We start from the raw sequence: 19,927 nt of genomic DNA on the forward strand, positions 1-19,927 counted from the left end.
GCAACCGCCGGGAGCCATGCTAGCCGACCAGCATAGGGGAAAACGCCTGATGCCGCCGACGCCACCCGACGCCACCATGGTCCAGGCCCGCTCGGCCCGGCCCGTCGTCGCGCCGGTCCCCGGCCTGCCCAGCCTGGAGGGCTCGGGCACCTGGATCGTCATCCCCTGCTACCGCGTGCGCGACCATGTCCTGAAGGTGATCGCCAAGATTCCCGCCTGGGCCGACGGCATCGTCTGCGTCGATGACGGCTGCCCCGAGCGCTCCGGGGACTTCATCGAGTCCGCCGTCTCCGACCCCCGGGTGGTGGTGGTGCGGCTGTCCAAGAACCGCGGAGTCGGCGGCGCCGTCCTGGCCGGCTACGCCGAGGCCATCCGCCGGGGCGCCCGGGTGCTGGTCAAGGTGGACGGCGACGACCAGATGGACCTGGGCTACATCCCCCACCTGGTGGCCCCCATCCTCCTGGGGGAGGCCGACTACACCAAGGGCAACCGCTTCACCTCCATCAGCCACCTGAAGGCCATGCCGGGCGTCCGGGTGTTCGGCAACGCGGCGCTCAGCTTCGCAGCCAAGGTCTCCACCGGCTACTGGAACGTCTTCGACCCCACCAACGGCTTCACCGCCATCGAGGCCTGCGTCGCCGACCGGGTGATGGAGAAGCGGGTCTCCCAGCGGTTCTTCTTCGAGACCGACCTGCTCTACCACCTGGGCACCCTGCGGGCGGTGGTGCGCGACGTGCCGATCCCGGCCCGCTACGGCGAGGAGGTCAGCAACCTGCGGATCAGCGCCATCGTCGGCCCCTTCGCGCTCAAGCACTTCACCAACTTTTGCCAGAGGGTGATGGGCCAGTACTTCGTCCGCGACTTCCACGCCGCGACCCTGGAACTGATCTTCGGGACCTTGTTCTTGGCCTTCGGGGCGACCTACGGCATCCACTGGCTGGCCACCCGCGCGCCCGGCCACACCGCCTCGGCCGGCGTGGTCATGGCCGCCGCCCTGCCGGTGATCGTGGGCACCCAGATGCTGCTGCAGGCCATGAACTTCGACGTGCTCAACACCCCGTCGCGGCCCATCCACCCCTATCTGCGCACCATCGCGCAGATGGAAGCCGGCGAGCACGGGGCGTGAAGGCCCTGGACTACCTGCTCTGCGCGGGCTTCGCCGTCGCCCTGCCCATCGGCCAACTGCTGTTCAAGTGGGCGGCCCTCTACCAGGCCCAGATCGCCGGACCCATGCCCTGGAAGCTGCTGCGCAACTTCCCCCTGATGGGCGCCTTCGGCTGGTACGGCCTGACGGCGCTGGTCTGGTTCTACATCCTGACGCGCACCCCGCTCTCCACCGCCTACGCCTTCTCGATCCTCGGCTCGGCCCTGGTGCCGCTGATGGCCTGGGTGATCTTCAAGGAGCCGGCGAGCTGGAAGTTCGCCGTGGGCTACGGCCTCATGCTGGCGGGCTTCCTGGTGATCCTGCAGGCCAGGCCGTCCTGATCGCCTCGGCGATCTCGGCATAGGGTACCCCGTACATCCGCTCATAGAGCAGGGGCCCCGCGTGCGGGCGCTCGGTCACGCGGGCGGGGCGAAGCGACTGATAACCGAAGCCGCGCGCCAGATGGGTGGCGAACATCGCCGGCCACAGCCCCAGCCAGGTCCGGGTCTGGGACGGGAACCGCCGCACCCCGGCCGCGAAGGCCAGCCACGCCGGCAAGGACAGCCGGACGCGAATCGGTGGGCCGTTCTCCGCCAGGGGCGCCCCGGCGCGGAACAGGCGGCCCGGCAGGCGCGGGCCGTTGTAGAGGCTGAACTGCTCCACCGGCGCGCCGTCGGAGACCGCGACGGCGAGGGCCGCGCAGACGTCGTGGTCCATGTGGCCGCCCTCCCAGGCGGTGACGATCAGGCGGTCGACCTCGCCCATCCGCGCAAGCTCGCCGGCCAGCAGGTCCCGCAGCCGGGGCAGGTGGCGGTGGACGGCGCCGTCCAGGGCGCCGGAGCCCGCGCCAACATGGATCACGTTCTCCGGCGGGACCCCGAGGTCGGCCAGATAGGCCCGTGTCTCCGCCATCCGTCGCGCGGAGTGCGCCGGGCTGGCGTAGTCCGCGAGATAGAGGAATTTCTGCTCGGCCTGCATGTCGACGAGGCGCCGGATCAGCGGCGTGGCGAAGTACTCGTCGTCGAAATGGGCCAGGATGTAGGCGATGGCCATCAGTAGGGGTCGAAGTCCAGGAAGCCGATGGCGGTGCGGGCGGCGTCCAGGCTGGCCGGCGCCGGGGCGTTGAGGGGCCGGTAGATCAGGTTGAGCGGCGAGGGGCGGAACCGCTCCGGCAGCCGCAGGAAGCCCAGCGCCTTCAGGTCCAGGCGCGGCTCCAGGCCGATGAACAGGCTGGCGCCCAGGGCCGGGCCGCGGGCCTCCACCAGCCCCTCGCTGACGAAGCCCGCGCAGCGGACCATAGGCAGGTGGGTGGGCGCCGAGATCACCGTCAGGCCGGCCCGGTCCCGCACCCCGTATGTGGCTGCCGGATTGGCCAGCCGCCAGGCCAGGCGGCGCGGGGTCCAGTCGATTCGGAACCCGGTGTCGCCGGTCTCGAACCGGCTGGGGCGGCGCAGCAGCAGGCCCGCCTCCAGGGGCGCCACCAGCTGGAAGCCCAGCTTGCGCAGGAAGCCGGGGGTGGAGTTGGCGTTGGCCACCCCCATGACGAAGCCGAATCCCTCACGCGCGGCCGCCGTGTAGGTCGCCTGGGCCAGGCGCGTGAACAGGCCCTGGCCGGCATAGACGGGGTCGGTGGCGGTGTTCAGGGACAGCAGGCCGCGCACCGATTCGGCGCCGATCCGCGCGGTGGTGGGACAGGTGACGTAGTGGGCGCAGAGCCGCTCCCCGTCCCAGGCGTCGAACCCGAGCACCGTCCCGTCGGGATTGTCGCGATAGCGCCAGGCCAGGGCTTGGGGCGAGAATTTCTCCGCGGCCCCGAACACCTTCTGCAGCAGGTCCGAATAGGCGGCGAGCTCATGGGCGGCCGCGCCGGTCGGTCGGATCTGGAGGTTTGCCGGGGTCGTCATGCGGGGGCGATCATGGAAGCGTCGCTGCGTCGCGGCAACGGACGCTTTTTTGCACCTTCTCATCGCCCTCCGCGCGCCCTACCTCTCAGGCGGGACGGGGAGCTTGGCGCATGCCGCGACGGAGTCTGGATCTAACCGCCGACGACGTGGTTCGCGGCCTGCTGATCGCGGGGTTCCTGTTGATGCTGGCCGGCGCCATGCCGGGCCACCTGTCGCCGGATTCCATCTCCCAGCTCTTCGAGGGCCGGATGGGGACCCGCGAGACCTGGGGCCCGGCGGCCTACGCCTCGGTGCTGGCGATCTTCGATTCCATCGTGCCGGGGACTGGCCTCTATCTGGTGGCCAGCGGATTCATCCTGTTCGCCAGCCTGCTTGGCCTGCGGGGCCTGCGCCCCCGGGCCTCCTGGGCGGCGGTTCCGGTGGCCCTGCTGATGGTAGCCTCGCCGGCCATCCTGGTCTTCCAGGGCATCGTCTGGAAGGATATCCTGTTCGCCAACCTCGGCATCGGCGGCTTTTTCCTGCTGGCCCGGGCGTCGGTGAGCTGGCCCGCGCGCCGGCCGCCCTGGATCGTCCTGGCCGGCGCCCTGCTGGCCCTGGCGCTGGCCGCCCAGGTCCGCCAGAACGGGATCATCCTCGCCCTCTTCGCGGCCCTCGCCATCGCCTGGGCCGTGCGCGGCGAGGGTTGGCGGCGCAGCCTGGCCTGGGGCCTGGGGGCGCTGCTGGTGATCGTCGTGGCCTCCCACCTGATCGGCGTGGCCTCGCAGCCGGCCAAGGCCGGGCCCGACAAGGCCTCGGGCGTCGGCGTCCGCATCCTGGAGCAGTACGACATCATCGGCGCCGTGGCCCACGATCCCACCCTGCAGCTGCGGGTCTTCAACGCCGCCGACCCGGAGGCCCAGCTGGTGATCCGCGCCCGGGGCGCGCCGCTCTACACCCCGGTCCGCATCGACTATCTGGACGCCGACCCGGCCGTCGGCGCGGTGCTGTGGCGCCAGAGCGACCAGGTGGTGCGCGACCAGTGGCTGGACATCGTGCTGCACCACCCCCGCGCCTATCTGGCCCACCGTCTCGACGTGTTTCGCTGGGTGTTCCTGACGCCGAAGATCGATTCCTGCCTGCCGCTGTTCGTCGGGGTCGACGGGCCGGCCGACACCCTCAAGAAGCTTGAGATCGCCGGCGGCAAGGACGCCTCGGACCGGGCGATCTACAACTATGGGACCTGGTTCCTGGACGGGCCGCTCTATTCGCACCTCAGCTATGCGGTGACCGCCCTGCTGACCGCCGGCGTCCTGCTGCTGCGCCGCGACCGGGCCGATATGGTCATGGTGGCGATGCTGGCCGCCAGCCTGGCCTTCGCCGGCAGCTTCCTGGCCATCTCCATCGCCTGCGACTACCGCTATCTCTACTTCCTGGACCTGGCGGCCCTGACCGGCCTGCTCTACCTGGCGCTCGATCCCCCCGTCGCCCAGGTCCGCCGGCTGCTGAGGCGATGACCATGGCCCGCCCGATCCTGCCGATCCTGGCCCTCGTCCTGGCGCTGTCGGCCTGCGACAAGCCCGCCCCGCGCACCCCCAAGCTGGCGCCGGTCCCCAGGCCCGCCCTGCCGGTGGAGAAGGTCGTGGCCCCCTCGACGCGGACCCAGCCGATCACCTGGGACCCCGCCGACCAGACCTTCCGCCTGCGCGCCGCGCCCCTGAAGGCGGTGCGGCTCTGGACCTTCGACGGCGCCAGCGACGGCTGGGTGCTCACCGGCGGCCTGACGGGTCTGGCCCAGAACGCCGGCCTGCGGCTCACCAACCAGGCGGCCGACCCGGCCCTGCGTTCCCCCAGCGGCCTGGAGCTCAACGGCGCCCGCGGCTCCCTGGTGCTGGTGCGCCTGACCCGCAAGCAGGCCAGCCCCGCCTGGGACGGCACCCTCTACTATTCGACCCTGGCCCATGGGGAATCCCAGGGCTTCTTCGCCAAGCCGGCGATGGGGGGAAATCCCGCCGTCAACGAGACCCTGATCCTGGCCTATGACATGGCCCATCCCGCGGGCGGCGGCGATGACTGGACCACCTCCCTCGTCAGCCAGATCCGCCTGGACACCGACGATTCGCCCGGCGGCGCCTTCGTGATCCGGCAGATCGCGGTGACGGAGAATCCCGGCCGCGAAGCCCTCGGCCTGGCTCCGCCGCCCAAGCCGCCCGAGCCGGCCAAGTCGAAGCCTGCTGAACCGGCCAAGCCGCCTGAGAAGCCGCCGGCCAAGCCCGCGTCGAAGCCGGCCGCTAAGCCCTAGCCAGCTCGTCCAGCCGGGCGGCGTAGCGCAGGCCCACGGCCCGGGCGCTGAACTGGGTGCGGATATGGCGGCTGGCGCGGCGGCCCAGTGCGCGGGCCTCCCCCGGATGGTCCAGCATGCGGGCCATCAGCGCGACCGCGTGATCAACATGGGCGTCGGCCCAGACCTGGCCCTCGGGGAACAGATAGGCGTCGGCGGGCACCGGAATCAGGTCGCAATCCACCAGCAGGCTGGTCTCCGGCGTCATGAAGTCCAGGTTGCCGGAGTAGTTGGTGGCTATGGCCACTCGGCCGAGCGCCATGGCCTCGGCCGGCCCGCGCCCGAACCCCTCCGAGCGGTGCAGGGAGACGAAGGCGTCGGCGCAGCGGATGAGGTTCTTGTTCTCATTGTCGGAGAGCTCGCGGGTGATCCCCTGGGCCCGGCCGCCGAGGGCCGCCAGCCGCGCCTCCAGGGCCTTGCGGGCCGGGTGATTGGCCTCGCCGCCCTTGTACTTGACGATGGCGTGCAGGGGCGCGGCCGGCCGCAGGGCGCAGAGGCGCTCGAAGGCGTCGAGCATGGCCAGCGGGTTCTTGCGCTCGGAGAAGGACGAGAAATCGAAGGAGAACAGCACCACGAAGGCGTGCTCGGGAATGCCGAAGGCGCGCCGTCCGAGGAAGCTCGACAGGGTCAGGTCGACGGCCAGCGGCATGTGGACCACCGGCTTGCTCACCGCGGGCTCGATGGCCCGGCCGATGAAGTCCGACGGCGCCCAGACCTCGTCGAACCGCTCCAGGATCCGCGCCCAGGGCTCGGGGTATTTCGCCAGCTCCCAGGCCGGATAGATGATGTTGTAGGCGCTCTCGAAGGCGGGCTTGGAGCCGGTGGCCTCCAGCACTCCCATGGCCTGCTCCACCTCGTTGGCGTTGATGCAGAACAGATTGGTGCGGGGGCTCAGCGTCGGAACCGTATGGGGCCCGAACTCGCGTTCGAAGTCGACGTCCTTGTTGCGATCCAGGCCATAGATGTCGATCAGGCCCGGCGAGATCCCCGCCGCCCGGAACGCCCGCCAGGCCGAGCGGACGTGCTCGGCCATGCCGATGGCCGAGAAGGGGTGGCCCACCAGGACGAGGTCGCCGCTCATGGCTTGTCCAGCAGGGCGGCGTCGGCGGCGTTCTGCACCGCCTCCAGCCAGCCGTGGCCATAGCGCTGGTCGGGCTCCAGGTGCGCGCCCTCGGCCCATTCGTTCCAGGCGTTGATGAAGACGATCCGCTCCTCGCCGAAGTTCTGCCGCCGGGTGTCGGCGAACATGGCCTCCAGCCAGGCCTGGAAGGCGCCGGGCGTGGCGTGGTGGTGCGACCAGCTGTTGTCCTGCCGGCGCGCGGTGTTGTCCCAGCTCGGCATGGCGCCGCGGAAGCGGGTGTGGGGCGGGACGGCCTCGGCCATGTAGCGGCGCACGATCTGGCGGTAGTCGTTCACCCGGCCCTCGAAGCGGGCATTGTAGAGCGGCCCGGGCGGATGGATGAGGGCCTGGGACCCGGCCGGCGGAAACTCCACGCTGGCGTCGAAGCCCAGGCTAGCCGGATCGGTCGCCCCGCCGGCCATTTCGAAGCTCTCCACATAGGCCAGGTAGATTTCGCCCACCCCATTCTTCGCGCACCAGTCGCGCCAAAGGGCCGCCCACAGCTTCGCATCGGGCAGGAGCCCCGGCCGGTAGAGCAGGACCAGGGGCTTGCCGTTGACCCGGATGTAGTTGGGGCGCTTGAGGTACGGCCCCATCTCGGCGATCAGGGCTTCGGCGTCGCCTTCCTCATAGGTCTGGGCCAGCAGCACGTCGCCGGACTGGCCGTCCCAGGTCCGGGTCCAGTTTTCGTTGGCCCAGCACAGGCAGAAGGGGAAGTCCCCGGCCGCCCCGGTCAGCAGGTGCTCCAGCGGCTTCTCCAGCACCCGGCGGCCGCCGGAGAACCAGTAGAAATAGTGGCAGAAGCCGCCGATCCCGTAACGGGCCGCCAGCTCCCCCTGGCGCTTCAGGGCCTGGGCGTCCGACAGGTCGTAGAAGCCCAGGTCGGCGGGCAGGTGCGGCTGATAGTGGCCACGATAGTTGGGCAGGGCCCGGGTGACGTTGGTCCACTCGGTGAAGCCCGCCCCCCACCAGCGGTCGTTCTCGGGGATGGCGTGGAACTGCGGCAGATGGAAAGCGATGGTGCGGATGGTGTTCAGCGCGTCCAGCCGCTCGCCCCAGCGCTCGACGAAGGCCTGCTGGTTCCGGGTCGCCAGCCGCATCTTGTAGCCGGCGTCGATGGAGTTGGCGGTCACCGACAGGTGGTGGACAATCTCCGAGGTCGGCTCGTAGAGGATCCGCAGGCCCCGCTCCCGCAGGCGGAAGCAGAGGTCGGCGTCCTCGCAATAGGCCGGGGCGAAGGCCAGGTCGAAGCCCCCGAGCTCGGCGAACACCGCGCGCCGCACCGCCAGGCAGGCGCCCGAGGCGTAGTCCACCTCGCGCCGCACGTTCCAGCGGGGCAGGGCCGGGTCCTCGAACAGGCCGATCATCTCGGCGGTCCCGTCCGGCGCGATGCGGGCGCCAGCCTCCTGCAGCCGGCCATCGGGGAACAGCATCTTGGGCGCCACGGCCCCGACGTCCGGCGCCTCGTCGAAGGGCGACAGCAGGGCCGCGAGCCAGCCGGGCCGCACCTGGACGTCGTTGTTCAGGAAGATCACCACCTCGCCCCGCGCGGCCTGCGCCGCCCGGTTGCAGGTGCGGATGAACCCCAGGTTCTCGGGATTGGTCAGCAGGGTCAGGCCCGGAACCTTGGCCAGCGCCGCCGAGGTCTCGTCGGCCGAGGCGTCGTCGATGACGATCACCTCGGCGCGCTCCAGTCCCCCCGCGGCCTGCAGGGCGGCGAGGCACTCCAGGGTGAACTTCAGATTGTTGTAGGCCGGGATGACGATGGAGGCCGCCGGCTGGGCGCACGTCTCGAAGGCCAGGCCCGCCGCCCCCTTCTCCAGGTCGGTGATCTTGATCAGCTTCAGCGGCTTGACCTTGAGGCCCGCCTTGCGCCCGTCCTCGATGCGCCGCCGCTCGGTGGTGAGGTCGCGATAGGCCTGGACGTCGTAGAGGCTGGCGTCGCGGTTGCGCGCCCCGCGCAGCTGCTCGAACAGGCCCACATCGGAGCCGCCGGCCCGGGCGTGGCCGGCGCCCGGGTCGGGCTTGGGCGCCCGGCTGAGCGCCCAGTGCTCGAGGGCCGAGATCGGGGCCTCGGCGGCCTGGGGATTGGCGGCCAGATAGGCCAGCTCGTCGAAGTCGGCGGCCGGGGAGGCGCCCTCGAAGGCGCCCGTGGCCATGTAGTGCAGCACCGGATGGACGCCGGCCGGCGCCTGGGGGTTCTGCTCCAGATAGAAGGCCGAATCGAAGTGGGCGCTGGGGTCGCGCCCGCCCTCGCGGCCGTGGGCCAGGAAGTCGGCCAGCGGGCTGGCGCCCAGGGCCGTCGCGTCGCGGTAGCGGTCGGCGTACCAGCCAGTGTCGAACAGGGGATGGGGCGGGCGGCCCTCGCCGGCCCCGCTGGTGACGTAGTGCAGCAGGGGCGGCACGCCGCGCTCGGCCACGTCGGGGTTCTGCTGCAGGTACCAGGCGCCGGAGAACAGCGGATGCGGCTCATAGCCCAACCGCCAGCCCTCGCGGAGATAGTGAGCCAGGGGGTTCTCGCCGGAGCGGGCCACAGCCTCGGCCTGACCGACATAGTGGCGAAGGTCGAACAGCGGGTGCGGGTCGAACCCCTCCCGGGCGCCGGTGAAGACGAAGTGCTGCAGGGCCGTCAGGCCGCTGGCGGCGATCTTGACCGCGTGGCGCGAGCGGTAGTCGGCCAGGTCGAACAGCGGGTGCGGATCGCGCCCCTCCCTGTCCCCGGCCACCAGGTAGTGGGCGAGCGGCGCCCAGGCGGTGCCGGCCAGGTCCGGGTTCTTCTCCATATACCAAGTCTGGTCGAACAGGGCCTTGGGGTGGGCGTTGGAATCGGGCCCTGCGCGGACATAGCTGATGACCCCACGGGTCGCTCCCCCCTCGCGCCCCAGGCCCCGGTCCAGGCCGAAGGTCCAGAGCCCGGAGCGCAGGATCAGGGCCACGCGCCCCGGCCACTTGCCGCGCGCCAGGGTCAGGTCGAACCGCTGCTCCAGCCGGCCGCGCTCGCGGTCCCACTGGCGCCTGGCGGCGGCGGCCTGGAAGCGTTTCCAGCGGTCCTCGGCCAAGGCCACATGGGTCGCGTGCAGGGCGCGGCGGCGGTCCAGGAGCTCGATGGCGACGGCGGAGATTTCCGTCTTTTTCCGGGTGGGGCGTTTGGTCAAGGCGGTCAGCGGGCGGCCAGCAGCTTGTCGACCTGGGCCTCGATCGCGGCGCGCTCGCGGCGCAGCAGGGCCAGCTCGGTCTCCAGCTCACGGGTGTGGAAGGCGTCGCGCGCCCGATCCTGCAGGGCCTCGTCCAGTTCGGCGCGGGCGGCCGACAGGGCGCAGGTCACCGGGGAGACGAAGGGCCCCATCTTCGCCTTCAGCTCGGCGATCTGGGCGGCGGCGGCCTCGAGGGGCGCGAGCGGCGGGTGCGGCCCCACGGCGGCGGCGGCGAACCAGTCGAACACGGTCTTGGCCATCGGCCCGACGGTGGGCACGGCGGCCAGGTCGCCGGCCCCGGCGTTGTGGCGCAGGTCGCCGGTCAGGAAGGCGTCGATCTCCCGCTCGGCGTGCGGGCTCATCCGGGGCAGGGGCGCGCCATGGGCGGCCTCGATGCGGACCACCTCGGCGCGCCAGTCGGCGATCAGGCCGTCATAGGAGATGAAGGCCCGGGGCAGGTCGCGGGAATAGAGTTCGGCGGCCAGCATGTAGGCGCACCAGAGCAGCACCGACTTCTCCACCGGGAACCCGTCGCGGCGCGCCAGCGACCCGGCCACGGCCAGGGGGGAGCGGACGGGAATCACCACCCGGGCCGGCATGCCCACGTCCTTGAGCACCGTCCGCCACAGGGGGGCCAGGACCGAGACGCGGGGGTCCTTCAGCAGGGGGAAGCGGGCCTCGCCGAACTCGTCGCGATAGAGGGCGGTGGCGCGTGCGATCCAGGCGGCCTCGTCGGCCTTGGCCAGCGGGGCGTAGGGCAGGGCGAAGACGTCGTCCCAGGAGCTGCCGCCGGCCCGCAGGCGTTCGTCGTTGAACAGCGCGATCTTCCAGGGCTCGAAATAGCCCCGCGCGTTGTGCTCGTCGCCGGGCATGACGTTCTGCGGCAGCTCGGCGCCGGCGAGCGCCAGCAACTGGGTCGCCGCCGAGGTGCCGGACCGGTGCATGCCCAGGACGAGATAGGCGCCATGCTTGGCCGGTCGGGTTGTCGTTCTCGCCATCGGGCCCCACTGGCGCGCCGCGAACGCGCGTGAACCCTTGCCTCTATGACCGCCGGCGCGCGCGGGCAAGGGCGCGGTTGATCGGGGCGGGTTTCTGCGGCACAGGTCGCAGCCTTGGAGAGAGTTCGTCCCATGGCCGCCGCCCTCGATCGCAGCCTGCTGGTGCTCGGTCCGGCCGTGGACGTGGCCTTCTATGGCGCGACCTATCCGGACCTGGCCGCCACCGGCGTCGACCTTCTGGTCCACTATGCCCAGGCCGGCTGGCGCGAGGGGCGCGATCCCGCCCCCTGGTTCTCCACCACCGGCTATCTGGAGCGCTATCCCGATGTGGCAGAAGGCGGCGCCAATCCCCTCTACCACTACCTGGCCATGGGCCGCCGGGAGGGCCGCGAGGCCGTGCCCTCGGCCCAGGCTCTGGCCTATCTGGAGGCGCGGAAGCTGGCGCGGGACGGCAAGGCCGACATTCCCGTCACCGCCGCCGACCGGGCGCTGGCCGCCACCGAGTTCGATGCGGCCTTCTATCTGTTCAACAATCCCGATGTGGCCGCCGCCGGCCAGGACCCTCTGGACCACTTCCTCCAGCGCGGCTGGAAGGAGGGGCGCGATCCGTCGCGGGACTTCAGCCTGGCGGATTATCTGGAACTCAATCCCGACGTCGCCGCCGCCGGGGTGCAGCCCTTCGTCCACTATCTGAGCCAGGGACGGCGCGAGGGCCGAGTCGCCATCCGCCGCCTGGGTTTCCGCCACGACGCCGTGGCCCGGCTGCGCCCATTGCAGGAACGCCTGGCCGACTGCGAGGTCTGGGCCCGCGCCGTCGACCTCAGCCCCGCCGAAGAGCTCGCGGCGGGTCTCGCCGAGTCTCGCTCCGGGCGGCGGGCCCTGCACATCACCTTCAGCCACGACAACTACGCCGCCGTGGTGGGCGGGGTGCAGGCCAGCGTCCAGCGGGAGGCGCAGCGATTCGCCGAGCTGGGCCGCGACCACCTGCACATCTATCCCGCCTCGCCCTGGCCCATCGTCGCCACCGGCCTGTCGGGCCCGCCGCTCGGGGTGCTGTGGAACGGGGTGAAGCTGGGCGCCTTCGCCCCGCCGGCGCTGATCGAGGGGCTGCGGGGGGCCCTGGCGGACTGGGGCGATGGCGAGCGCAGCTTCGCCATCCATTCCATGCTGGGCCATTCCAGCCGCGAGGTGATCGACGTGGTGCGGATCGCCGGCGCCCAGGCCGGCTGCTACTGGACCCACGACTTCACCAGCCTCTGCGCGGGGATCCATCTTCTGCGCAACGATATCGAGGACTGCGGCGCCCCGCCCCCGGGCAGCCCGGCCTGCGGCATCTGCCTCTATGGACCCTATCGCGCGCTGCACATCGCCGAGCACACCCGGCTTTTCCGCCACCTGGACCTGACGGTGGTCTCCCCCTCCCAGGCGGCGATGGACACCTGGCGCGCAGGCTCGGACCTGGACGCCGTGGACACCCGCGTCCTGCCCCTGGCCCGCCTGGTCCCGGGCCGCGCGCGGCCGCGCCCGCCGACCCCTGGCCCCTTCCGCTTCGCCTTCCCGGGCACGCCGTCCCTGCACAAGGGCTGGCCGATCTTCCGCGACCTGGCGATCCGGTTCGAGAAGGACCCGCGCTACGTCTTCCTGCACCTGGGCAAGACCCCCATGCCGGGCCTGCCCCTGGAACATCACGCGGTGTCGGCCACGGCCCGCAAGCCCATGGCCATGCGCGATGCGCTGCGGCGCCTGGAGATCGACGCGGCGATGATCTGGTCCCTGTGCCGCGAGACCTTCTCGCTCACCGCCTATGAGGCCGCCGCGGCCGGGGCGGCCATCGTCACGGGCCCCGATTCGGGCAATATCGCCGCCTTCACGCGGGAAGGCGGCCATGGCCTGGTCCTGCCCGACGAGGCGGCCCTGTTTGCGATGTTCGAAAGCGGCGAGATCCTGCGGCTCGCCCGCGCCCGGCGCGCCCCGCCGCTCTATGACCTGGAGTTCAGCAACCTGACCGCCGACCTGATCGCGGAGACCGCAGCGTGAAGGTCGTCTGCTTCTCCAGCTTCACCTTCTCCTATCTGAACCGCGCCCGGGTGCTGTTCCAGACCCTCAAGGCCCACCAGCCGGACTGGGAACGGGTGGCCCTGATCACCGACGCCCCGCCGCCGGGCTTCCGCTTCGATCCGGCCAGCGAGCCCTTCGACCGGGTGGTCTATGCCGAGGAGCTGGGCATTCCCGACTTCAAGACCTGGCTGTTCAAGCACGACGTGGTGGAGGTCTGCACCGCGGTGAAGGGCCCCTTCCTGCACCAGGCGCTCGCCGCCGGCGCGGACGCGGTCGTCTATCTCGATCCCGACACCGCCCTGTTCAGCAGCCTCGCCCCGCTGGAGGAGATGCTGGCGGTCGACGACATCCTGCTCACCCCCCATCTCATCGACGCCAATGACGAGCTGGAGGCCATCCTCGACAACGACCTCTCGGCCTCGCGCACCGGCATCTTCAACCTGGGCTTCGTGGCGGTGAAGGCGGGCGGGGAGGGGGTGAGGTTCGGCAAGTGGTGGAACGACCGCCTGCTGTCCTTCTGCTACGACGACATCCCCAACGGCCTGTTCGTCGACCAGCGCTGGTGCGACCACGTCCCGGCCCTGTTCGACCGCGTCAAGGTGGTCCGCGATCCCGGCTACAACGTCGCCAGCTGGAACCTCTCCAAGCGCATGGTGGCGGTGGGCAAGGACGGGGCGATCACCGTCAACGGCCGCCCCCTGCGCTTCTGGCACTTCACCAAGCTCGGCCCCACCGGCGACGCCATGACCAAGCGCTACGCCGGCGACAACCACGCGGTCTACGAGATCTGGCGCTGGTACAAGGACGAGGTGGCCAAGACCACCGACCCCATCATCCCCGAACGCTACTGGGCCCATGAGGCCTACAGCGACGGGACGAAGATCGCCAAGGCCCATCGGGTGCTCTATCGCGGCCGCCCCGACCTCCAGGCCGCCTATCGCGACCCCTTCGACGCCGGCGGCTACCTGGCCTGGCTGGCCAACGAGGGGCTGGCCTAGCCCCGGCTTGCGTGGGCGCGGGCGCTTCCCTACCGTGCCGCTCCCTTCCGCAAACCGGCTGCTCGATGCGAATCCTGGTCACCATCGCCCACTATTTTTCCGCCGAGGTGAACGGGAGACACGCGTCGACCAAGGAAGCGCGGCGTGAGGATCGGCGGCGTGCGGTCGAGGAATTGATCTGCGCCTATCGCGGCCAGTTCGGGACGTCCACGACCCTCGATGTCGGAACGCGCAGCTTCCAGCAGGGGGTGGGGTCGGACGATGATGTCGATATCGTCGCCGTCACCACGGGGGAAAAGCACCTGCTGACTTCGGAATTTTGTTTCGACCTAAGGGTGAAAGTCGCCAAGCTGGAACTGGAGAACCCCCGCATGCTGGGGTTCAGCGCTCACCAGATCCTCGCCCAACGGGCCAACCAGTACGATCTTTTCGTCTTCAGTGAGGATGATCTGCGGATCAACGATCCCAGCTTCTTCTCCAAGCTGGCCTGGTTCAACCAGACCTATGGCCAGAAGCGGGTGCTGTTCCCCAACCGCATCGAGTGGAACCGCAAGGCCCCGACCCTCAAGACCTATATCGACGGCGACCTGAAACCGCAGATCGCCGACCAGATGAACGCCTTCGTCCCCGACGAGGACGCCCTGTACGGCGCGCCGCTCGGTCGTCAGACCGTGTTCCGCCGCGCGCGCAATCCCCATTCCGGTTTCTTCGCCCTGACCCGCGACCAGCTGAACTACTGGATGCGCCGTCCGCACTGGATGGACCGGGACGTCAGTTTCATCTCGCCCCTGGAGAGCGCGGCCACCCTGGGGATCGCCAAGACCTTCTCGATCTACAAGGCCTATGGCCGTTCGGCGGGTTTCCTCGAGATCGAGCACCTGGATTCGGCGTTCTCCAGCCTGAAGCTGCCCGTCGTTCCCCCGCTCTAGCCGTGGCGATCCCCACCAATCCAGGGCAGGACGGCCCCGATCTCCTCGCCAAGGTCGAGACCCTGGCCCTGCGCCACGCCGCCCTGCGGGAAGAGACGCAGCGCGCCCAGACCGCCGAGGCCCTGACCCGTTCACGCTTGAGTCTGGCCCTGGCCGAGGCCCTGGTGGCCAACGCCCAGGCGCAGGCCGAGGGACGGGCGGCGGCGTCGGCGTCCTATCGCGCCGCGGCGGCGCCGAAGATCCGCGCCGCGCGCCGCAACCGCGTCAAGCGCCGGCTCGACCGCGTCCTGGCCCGCCTGCGGTCGCCGGGCGGAGCCCTGGTGATCGCGCGTTCGGGCCTCTGGCGCGGCGGCGACCTGCGGGCGATGGCGGCCTATGCGCGGCGCGGCCCCGACGCCGGCGTCCAGCCCGCCGCCCTGCTGGACCAGGCCTGGTATCTCAGCGCCTATCCCGACGTGGCCGCCGGACGGCTGGCGCCCCTGGTCCACTACCTCTCCCAGGGCTGGATGGAAGGCCGCGCGCCCCATCCTCTGTTCGACCCCGCCTACTACGCCGCGCGCAACGCCGCCGAACTGGCCGCCACGGGCCTGTCGCCCCTGGAACATTTCGTCCACATCGGCGCGGCCCTCGGCCTCGATCCCCATCCCCTGTTCAGCATCGGCCACTATGTCGCCCAGGCGCCGGAGCTGGCCCAGAGCGGAGAGAACCCCCTGGCCCACTATCTGCGCCAGGGCTGGAAGGACGACCTCGATCCCCACCCCCTGTTTCAGGCCGCCCGCTACCGCGCCCGATTGAACGGCGAAGCCGCGCAGGTTCCGGCCCTCGTCCACTACCTCACCGTGGGGTCGGCCCAGGGCCTGAAGCCGCACCGGCTGTTCGACCCGGCTTGGTATCGCACCGAGTACCCCGACGTGCCGGCCGGCGGTTTCGAGGCGCTGAGCCACTATGTGGCCGCCGGGGGCCGAGAGGGGCGCAACCCCGGGCCCTGGTTCGACGCCGGTCGCTACATGGCCCTGCGCGGCGACCAGCTTCGCGCCGACGTCGACCCGCTCACCGACTATCTGCAGGGCGGGGCCTGGACTGTCGCCGAGCCCCTGGTCTCCGACGCCGGCGACCCGCGCCTGACCCCCCTGGAGCATTGGGCCTCGCTGTCCGACGACGGCTAGACTCCGAGGTCGCGCAGCTGGCGCCAGATGTCCCGGTAATAGTCGGCGACATAGTGGAAGGGGCTCAGGCCCCAGCGGTGGCCGACGTCCCCCACCATGTGGCTCGGGTCGGCCTGGACCCGGGCCGCGCCGGTCAGGGCGGCGAATCGGTCCTGGTAGCGGCTCAGCAGGGCGTTGTGGGTGTCCAGCCGGCCTAGGTTGCCGTCAAAGATCATCACCTCCGGATCGAAGTCCTGCGGCTGGCCGGCGCGGTCCAGGAAGCGCTGCGCCCACTGGCTCTCGTGCAGGATGATCCGGGCCTCCCGCAGGGGAGTCTGGCGCAGGAAGGCGGCCAGCTCCGCGCAGGCCTCGCGCCAGAGCTGGTCGCATTCGGACGAGGCCCGCGGCACGATCCGTGCATGGGAAAAGCCCGGTTGGGTCAGATAGCCGCTGACCTCAAGCTCCCAGCTGTGCGTTACCAGGGTGTCGCGCGCCGCCAGGAGGTCGAAACGTTCGTCGATGAAGTCGAAGATCACATGGGTGGGACGGTGAGCGATCAGCGCGGCCAGGGACGATTTCCGCAGATCGGCCTTCACGGCGTTGTTCTGGTGCCGCGCCAGGCCGGGCGGCGGATCGGCGGCGACCTCGACCCCCGTCAGGGGCGGGGCGAACAGGCTCGGCAGGCTGGTGCGCGATATATAGAGCAGGTCCGCGGGCGCTTCGCCCAGGATCGGCCACAAATCGCGGGTTATGCAGCTGCCGACTATTGCGACCCTGGCCACGCGGGCACGTCTCCCATTAAAACTCTCTCGCCCGCTCCTTACCACAGCTCGCCCGCTCGCCATCCCGCGACGGGCCGGGCGCTCGCCGGGCGCGGGCCTGTGGCATTGACATCGCGAAGGGCCCCGATCATCTCTCGCGCGCTATTGCCGCCCGCTGTCGGATCAGTTGGCGTCCACGATCCGCGCTGCGAACCTTCGCCCGCAAGTAACGAGACGGCCTGGCGCTCATGAAGATTTTCAAACTGCTGTCGGCGGACCAACCGGACAATCCGCTCACGCGGTCGATCCGCGAGGGTTATCCGTCCCTGGCCGTCGCCTTCGTCTTCACGATGGTCTCGAACCTGCTCTACATGGCCCTGCCGCTCTACACCTTCCAGATCTATGGGCGGGTGATGACCAGCGGCAGCATTCCCACCCTGCTGGTGATCACATTCGGCGTCCTGGCCACCTTCGCGGTCTCCAGCGTCATCGACCACTACCGGTCCAAGGTGTTGATCAACTTCGGCGTGGTGATGGACCAGCGGGTCTCGGGCCATGTCTTCTCGGCCCTGTTCGACGGCGTGGTGCGCGGCAATCCCGCGATCCGCTCCCAGGCCCTGCGCGACCTCGACCAGTTCCGCCAGATGCTGACCGGTCCCACCTTCGGGGTGGTCTTCGACCTGCCCTGGATGCCGATCTTCATGATCGTGCTGTGGATCATCGATCCCATGGTGGGCATGGTCACCCTGCTGGGCGCCGTGGTCCTGGTGGCCATCACCCTGACCCAGGACCGCATGACGCGGCCCATGCTGGGGGAGGCCAACGAGGCGGCGCTGCGCAGCTACTCCTTCACCGACGCGGCCCTGCGCAACAGCGAGGTGGTCCGCGCCATGGGCATGGTGGAGCCGCTCGGCGGCCGCTGGACGGTGTTCCGCCAGGTGACCATGGACCGCAGCGCCCAGGCCAGCGCCCTGGCCAGCGGCCTCTCCAATGTCTCCAAGTTCTGGCGCCAGGGCATCCAGGTCCTGATCATCGCCATCGGCGCCTATCTGGTGGTCAAGGGCAAGATCCACTCGGGCCTGCTGTTCGCCAACATGATCCTGGCGGCGCGCGCCCTGCAGCCCATCGACCGGCTGGTGGGCTCCTGGGACGGCATGCTCCAGGGCACCCGGGCCTTCGATCGCCTGATGCTGATGTTCGGTGACTACAAGCCCGCCAAGCCCGTCACCGGCCTGCCCCGCGCCGCCGGCCGCCTCTCCGTCGAGGGCGTCAACTTCGCCCCCCCCGGCGCCCAGAAATTCGTGCTTCAGGGTGTCAATTTCAAAATCGAACCCGGTGAGATGTTGGGCATCATCGGTCCCTCCGGCGCCGGCAAGTCGACCCTCTCGCGCCTGATGATGGGAATCTGGCAGCCCAGCAGCGGCAGCATCCGCCTGGACGGCGCCGACGTCTTCACCTGGGACCGCCAGGACTTCGGCAAGAACGTCGGCTACCTGCCGCAGGATACCGAGCTGTTCGCCGGCACCATCCGCGACAATATCGCCCGCTTCCAGCCCGGCGTCGACGACAGCCGGGTGATCGCCGCGGCGCAGCTGGCCGGGGTGCATGAACTGGTCCTGCGCCTGCCCAAGGGTTACGACACCGACCTCGGTGAGAGCGTCCATGTGCTGTCGGCCGGACAGCGGCAGCGGATCGGCCTGGCGCGCGCCGTCATGGGCGAGCCGAGCTTCGTCGTCCTGGACGAACCCAACGCCAGTCTGGATTCCGAGGGCGAGGAGGCCCTGATGTCGGCGCTCGACGCTCTGAAGGCGTCCGGCGTCACCATCGTGGTGGTCTCGCACAAGCCCAATCTGTTCCGCGCCGCCGACAAGATCCTGGTCCTGCGTGAGGGCCGCATGGAGCTGTTCGGCCCCCGCGACCAGGTCATGGCCCGCTTCACCCAGCCGGCCGCCGTACAAGCCATAGGCGCCGCGCGATGAACCGCGAAGTCACCCCCCTCAAGCCCTATGTGACGCCCGCCTTCAGCGGCGCCGACCAGACCCTCGATCCGGACCTGAAGCGCAAGCTTCGGCAGCCGATGATCGTCGGGGGGGCGGTGGTGGGGATCTTCGTGGTCGCCATGACCATCTGGGCCGCCGTCTCGCCGATCCGCAGCGCGATCATGGCGCCCGGCATCGTGCGCGTGGAAGCCAACCGCAAGGTCATCCGCCACCGCGAGGGCGGCACCGTCAAAGCCATTCCGGTCAAGGAAGGCCAGCACGTCATCATGGGCCAGCCGCTGCTGGTACTCGACGACGTGCAGCCGCGCGCCGCGGTGGACGTGTTCCAGAATCAGTACGACGCCCTCGCCGCTCAGAGCGCGCGCTTCGAGGCGGAAGCCACCGGCCGGCGGGTGCTGAGCTTCCCGCCGGAGCTGACCAACCGCATGTCGGATCCGCGGGTGGCGGGCCTGATCCGCGACCAGCAACTGCTGTTCACCACGCGCCTGCAGTTCTTCGACAGCCAGGCCGATGTGCTCAATCAACGGCAGAGCCAGATCGAGTCGCAGATCGCCGGCGTGCAGGCGCAGCTCGACGCCCTGGAGGAGTCGGTCAGGCTCACCAAGGAAGAGCTGGCCGGCTACCAGACGCTCTACGAGAAGGGTTACGCGCCCAAGACCCTGATCCTGCGCTACGACCGCAGCCTGGCCGATCTGGCCGGCCGTCGCGGCGCGCTGAACGCCGAGATCACCCGGCTTCGCCAGCAGAAGGGCGAGACCCGCCTGCAACTCAACACCCTGCGTGACCAACGGGTCAGTCAGGCGGCCGAGGGCCTGCGCCAGATGCAGTCGGGCATGTCCGACGCCTCGCCGCGCCTGACCGCGTCCTTGCAGACCCTGCAGCACTCGGTCGTGCGCTCGCCGGTTGACGGCTATGTGCTCGACCTCAGCCAGTCGACCATCGGCGGCGTGATCGGGCCGGGCGAGGTGCTGATGAATATCGTGCCCGCCAACGCCCCGCTGATCGTCTCGGCGCGAATCAAGCCGGCCGACATCGACGACGTGAAGGTCGGAATGAAGGCTCAGGTGCGTCTCACGGCGTTCAACTACCGCAAGGTCTCCCCGGTGAAGGGCGACGTGATCGCCGTCTCCGCCGATCAGCTCAGCGATCCCAAGACCGGCGAGGGCTACTTCCGCGCCGACGTGCGCATCCCGCCGTCGGAGCTGGCGAGCCTGCCGAAGGGCGCCAAGTTGAGCCCCGGAATGCCGGCGACGGTATCGATTGTGACCGGCACGCGCACCATCCTGTCCTATGTCGTCAGCCCGCTGACCGACACGATCCGCGACTCCTTGAAAGAGGACTGATCAGGGGGCGAACCGT

The 19,927-nt window shown here is 70.3% G+C and carries 16 protein-coding genes; 10 read left to right on the top strand and 6 right to left on the bottom strand.

Annotated elements, in window-relative coordinates; all coding sequences use genetic code 11:
• The first annotated feature begins 49 nt into the window (after window positions 1–49).
• Together ACO06I_RS20765 and ACO06I_RS20770 are read left to right on the top strand one after the other, a co-directional pair.
• Complete coding sequence (locus ACO06I_RS20765) at window positions 50–1,126, top strand: glycosyltransferase family 2 protein (RefSeq protein ID WP_421934520.1); 1,077 nt, start codon at window positions 50–52, stop codon at window positions 1,124–1,126.
• Window positions 1,123–1,485, top strand: coding sequence for a hypothetical protein (locus ACO06I_RS20770; RefSeq protein WP_421934521.1), 363 nt, complete (start codon window positions 1,123–1,125; stop codon window positions 1,483–1,485). Before ACO06I_RS20765 ends, ACO06I_RS20770 begins: the two co-directional genes overlap by 4 nt.
• Here ACO06I_RS20770 and ACO06I_RS20775 read toward each other — a convergent pair.
• Together ACO06I_RS20775 and ACO06I_RS20780 are read right to left on the bottom strand one after the other, a co-directional pair.
• On the bottom strand, window positions 1,439–2,197 hold the full coding sequence (locus tag ACO06I_RS20775) for a PIG-L family deacetylase (protein WP_421934522.1): 759 nt from the start codon (window positions 2,195–2,197) through the stop codon (window positions 1,439–1,441). The two genes, ACO06I_RS20770 and ACO06I_RS20775, sit on opposite strands and share 47 nt — an antisense overlap.
• Window positions 2,197–3,048 carry a GNAT family N-acetyltransferase gene (locus ACO06I_RS20780; protein WP_421934523.1) on the bottom strand — a complete coding sequence of 284 codons (852 nt, stop codon included), beginning with the start codon at window positions 3,046–3,048 and terminating at the stop codon, window positions 2,197–2,199. The genes ACO06I_RS20775 and ACO06I_RS20780 overlap by 1 nt, the downstream gene beginning before the upstream one ends.
• 110 nt (window positions 3,049–3,158) lie before the next feature.
• Between ACO06I_RS20780 and ACO06I_RS20785 the strand changes: the two genes are divergently transcribed.
• Window positions 3,159–4,541, top strand: a complete 1,383-nt coding sequence (locus ACO06I_RS20785; protein WP_421934524.1) for a hypothetical protein — start codon at window positions 3,159–3,161, stop codon at window positions 4,539–4,541.
• Between the two features lie 2 nt (window positions 4,542–4,543).
• Complete coding sequence (locus ACO06I_RS20790) at window positions 4,544–5,326, top strand: hypothetical protein (RefSeq protein ID WP_421934525.1); 783 nt, start codon at window positions 4,544–4,546, stop codon at window positions 5,324–5,326.
• Here ACO06I_RS20790 and ACO06I_RS20795 read toward each other — a convergent pair.
• The 3 genes from ACO06I_RS20795 to ACO06I_RS20805 are packed head-to-tail and all read right to left on the bottom strand — an operon-like array spanning window position 5,316 to window position 10,677.
• Window positions 5,316–6,446 carry a glycosyltransferase family 4 protein gene (locus ACO06I_RS20795; protein WP_421934526.1) on the bottom strand — a complete coding sequence of 377 codons (1,131 nt, stop codon included), beginning with the start codon at window positions 6,444–6,446 and terminating at the stop codon, window positions 5,316–5,318. The genes ACO06I_RS20790 and ACO06I_RS20795 overlap by 11 nt on opposite strands.
• Window positions 6,443–9,640 (bottom strand): glycoside hydrolase family 99-like domain-containing protein, encoded by a 3,198-nt coding sequence (locus tag ACO06I_RS20800; protein WP_421934527.1) that lies wholly within the window; start codon window positions 9,638–9,640, stop codon window positions 6,443–6,445. Before ACO06I_RS20800 ends, ACO06I_RS20795 begins: the two co-directional genes overlap by 4 nt.
• A 5-nt stretch (window positions 9,641–9,645) precedes the next feature.
• Entirely contained in the window at window positions 9,646–10,677 is a 1,032-nt protein-coding gene (locus ACO06I_RS20805; protein WP_421934528.1) for a sulfotransferase family protein, read from the bottom strand.
• Between the two features lie 132 nt (window positions 10,678–10,809).
• Here ACO06I_RS20805 and ACO06I_RS20810 point away from each other — a divergent pair, with 132 nt between their 5' ends.
• The 4 genes from ACO06I_RS20810 to ACO06I_RS20825 all read left to right on the top strand — a co-directional run bounded on the left by ACO06I_RS20810 (window position 10,810) and on the right by ACO06I_RS20825 (window position 15,828).
• Window positions 10,810–12,714 carry a hypothetical protein gene (locus ACO06I_RS20810; protein WP_421934529.1) on the top strand — a complete coding sequence of 635 codons (1,905 nt, stop codon included), beginning with the start codon at window positions 10,810–10,812 and terminating at the stop codon, window positions 12,712–12,714.
• Window positions 12,711–13,733, top strand: a complete 1,023-nt coding sequence (locus tag ACO06I_RS20815; RefSeq protein WP_421934530.1) for a hypothetical protein — start codon at window positions 12,711–12,713, stop codon at window positions 13,731–13,733. The genes ACO06I_RS20810 and ACO06I_RS20815 overlap by 4 nt, the downstream gene beginning before the upstream one ends.
• A gap of 65 nt (window positions 13,734–13,798) precedes the next feature.
• Window positions 13,799–14,662 (top strand): hypothetical protein, encoded by an 864-nt coding sequence (locus ACO06I_RS20820; protein ID WP_421934531.1) that lies wholly within the window; start codon window positions 13,799–13,801, stop codon window positions 14,660–14,662.
• 2 nt (window positions 14,663–14,664) lie between these two features.
• On the top strand, window positions 14,665–15,828 hold the full coding sequence (locus tag ACO06I_RS20825; RefSeq protein WP_421934532.1) for a hypothetical protein: 1,164 nt from the start codon (window positions 14,665–14,667) through the stop codon (window positions 15,826–15,828).
• On the opposite strand, the gene ACO06I_RS20830 is transcribed toward ACO06I_RS20825, so the two are convergent.
• Entirely contained in the window at window positions 15,825–16,652 is an 828-nt protein-coding gene (locus ACO06I_RS20830; protein WP_421934533.1) for a DUF6270 domain-containing protein, read from the bottom strand. The genes ACO06I_RS20825 and ACO06I_RS20830 overlap by 4 nt on opposite strands.
• Window positions 16,653–16,816: 164 nt before the next feature.
• Here ACO06I_RS20830 and ACO06I_RS20835 point away from each other — a divergent pair, with 164 nt between their 5' ends.
• Both ACO06I_RS20835 and ACO06I_RS20840 read left to right on the top strand, forming a co-directional pair.
• Window positions 16,817–18,547, top strand: coding sequence for a type I secretion system permease/ATPase (locus ACO06I_RS20835; protein WP_421934534.1), 1,731 nt, complete (start codon window positions 16,817–16,819; stop codon window positions 18,545–18,547).
• Complete coding sequence (locus tag ACO06I_RS20840; RefSeq protein ID WP_421934535.1) at window positions 18,544–19,911, top strand: HlyD family type I secretion periplasmic adaptor subunit; 1,368 nt, start codon at window positions 18,544–18,546, stop codon at window positions 19,909–19,911. The genes ACO06I_RS20835 and ACO06I_RS20840 overlap by 4 nt, the downstream gene beginning before the upstream one ends.
• Window positions 19,912–19,927 lie beyond the last annotated feature (16 nt).

The organism is Phenylobacterium sp. (genome assembly GCF_965229015.1).
Classification (GTDB): domain Bacteria; phylum Pseudomonadota; class Alphaproteobacteria; order Caulobacterales; family Caulobacteraceae; genus Phenylobacterium.

Bases quoted from the DNA above. Each gene is read 5' to 3' on its own strand.
- ACO06I_RS20765 (WP_421934520.1), top strand. From the start codon at position 50: ATGCCGCCGACGCCACCCGACGCCACCATGGTCCAGGCCCGCTCGGCC.
- ACO06I_RS20775 (WP_421934522.1), bottom strand. From the start codon at position 2,197: ATGGCCATCGCCTACATCCTGGCCCATTTCGACGACGAGTACTTCGCC.
- ACO06I_RS20780 (WP_421934523.1), bottom strand. From the start codon at position 3,048: ATGACGACCCCGGCAAACCTCCAGATCCGACCGACCGGCGCGGCCGCC.
- ACO06I_RS20785 (WP_421934524.1), top strand. From the start codon at position 3,159: ATGCCGCGACGGAGTCTGGATCTAACCGCCGACGACGTGGTTCGCGGC.
- ACO06I_RS20790 (WP_421934525.1), top strand. From the start codon at position 4,544: ATGGCCCGCCCGATCCTGCCGATCCTGGCCCTCGTCCTGGCGCTGTCG.
- ACO06I_RS20795 (WP_421934526.1), bottom strand. From the start codon at position 6,446: ATGAGCGGCGACCTCGTCCTGGTGGGCCACCCCTTCTCGGCCATCGGC.
- ACO06I_RS20805 (WP_421934528.1), bottom strand. From the start codon at position 10,677: ATGGCGAGAACGACAACCCGACCGGCCAAGCATGGCGCCTATCTCGTC.
- ACO06I_RS20810 (WP_421934529.1), top strand. From the start codon at position 10,810: ATGGCCGCCGCCCTCGATCGCAGCCTGCTGGTGCTCGGTCCGGCCGTG.
- ACO06I_RS20820 (WP_421934531.1), top strand. From the start codon at position 13,799: ATGCGAATCCTGGTCACCATCGCCCACTATTTTTCCGCCGAGGTGAAC.
- ACO06I_RS20830 (WP_421934533.1), bottom strand. From the start codon at position 16,652: ATGGCGAGCGGGCGAGCTGTGGTAAGGAGCGGGCGAGAGAGTTTTAAT.
- ACO06I_RS20835 (WP_421934534.1), top strand. From the start codon at position 16,817: ATGAAGATTTTCAAACTGCTGTCGGCGGACCAACCGGACAATCCGCTC.
- ACO06I_RS20840 (WP_421934535.1), top strand. From the start codon at position 18,544: ATGAACCGCGAAGTCACCCCCCTCAAGCCCTATGTGACGCCCGCCTTC.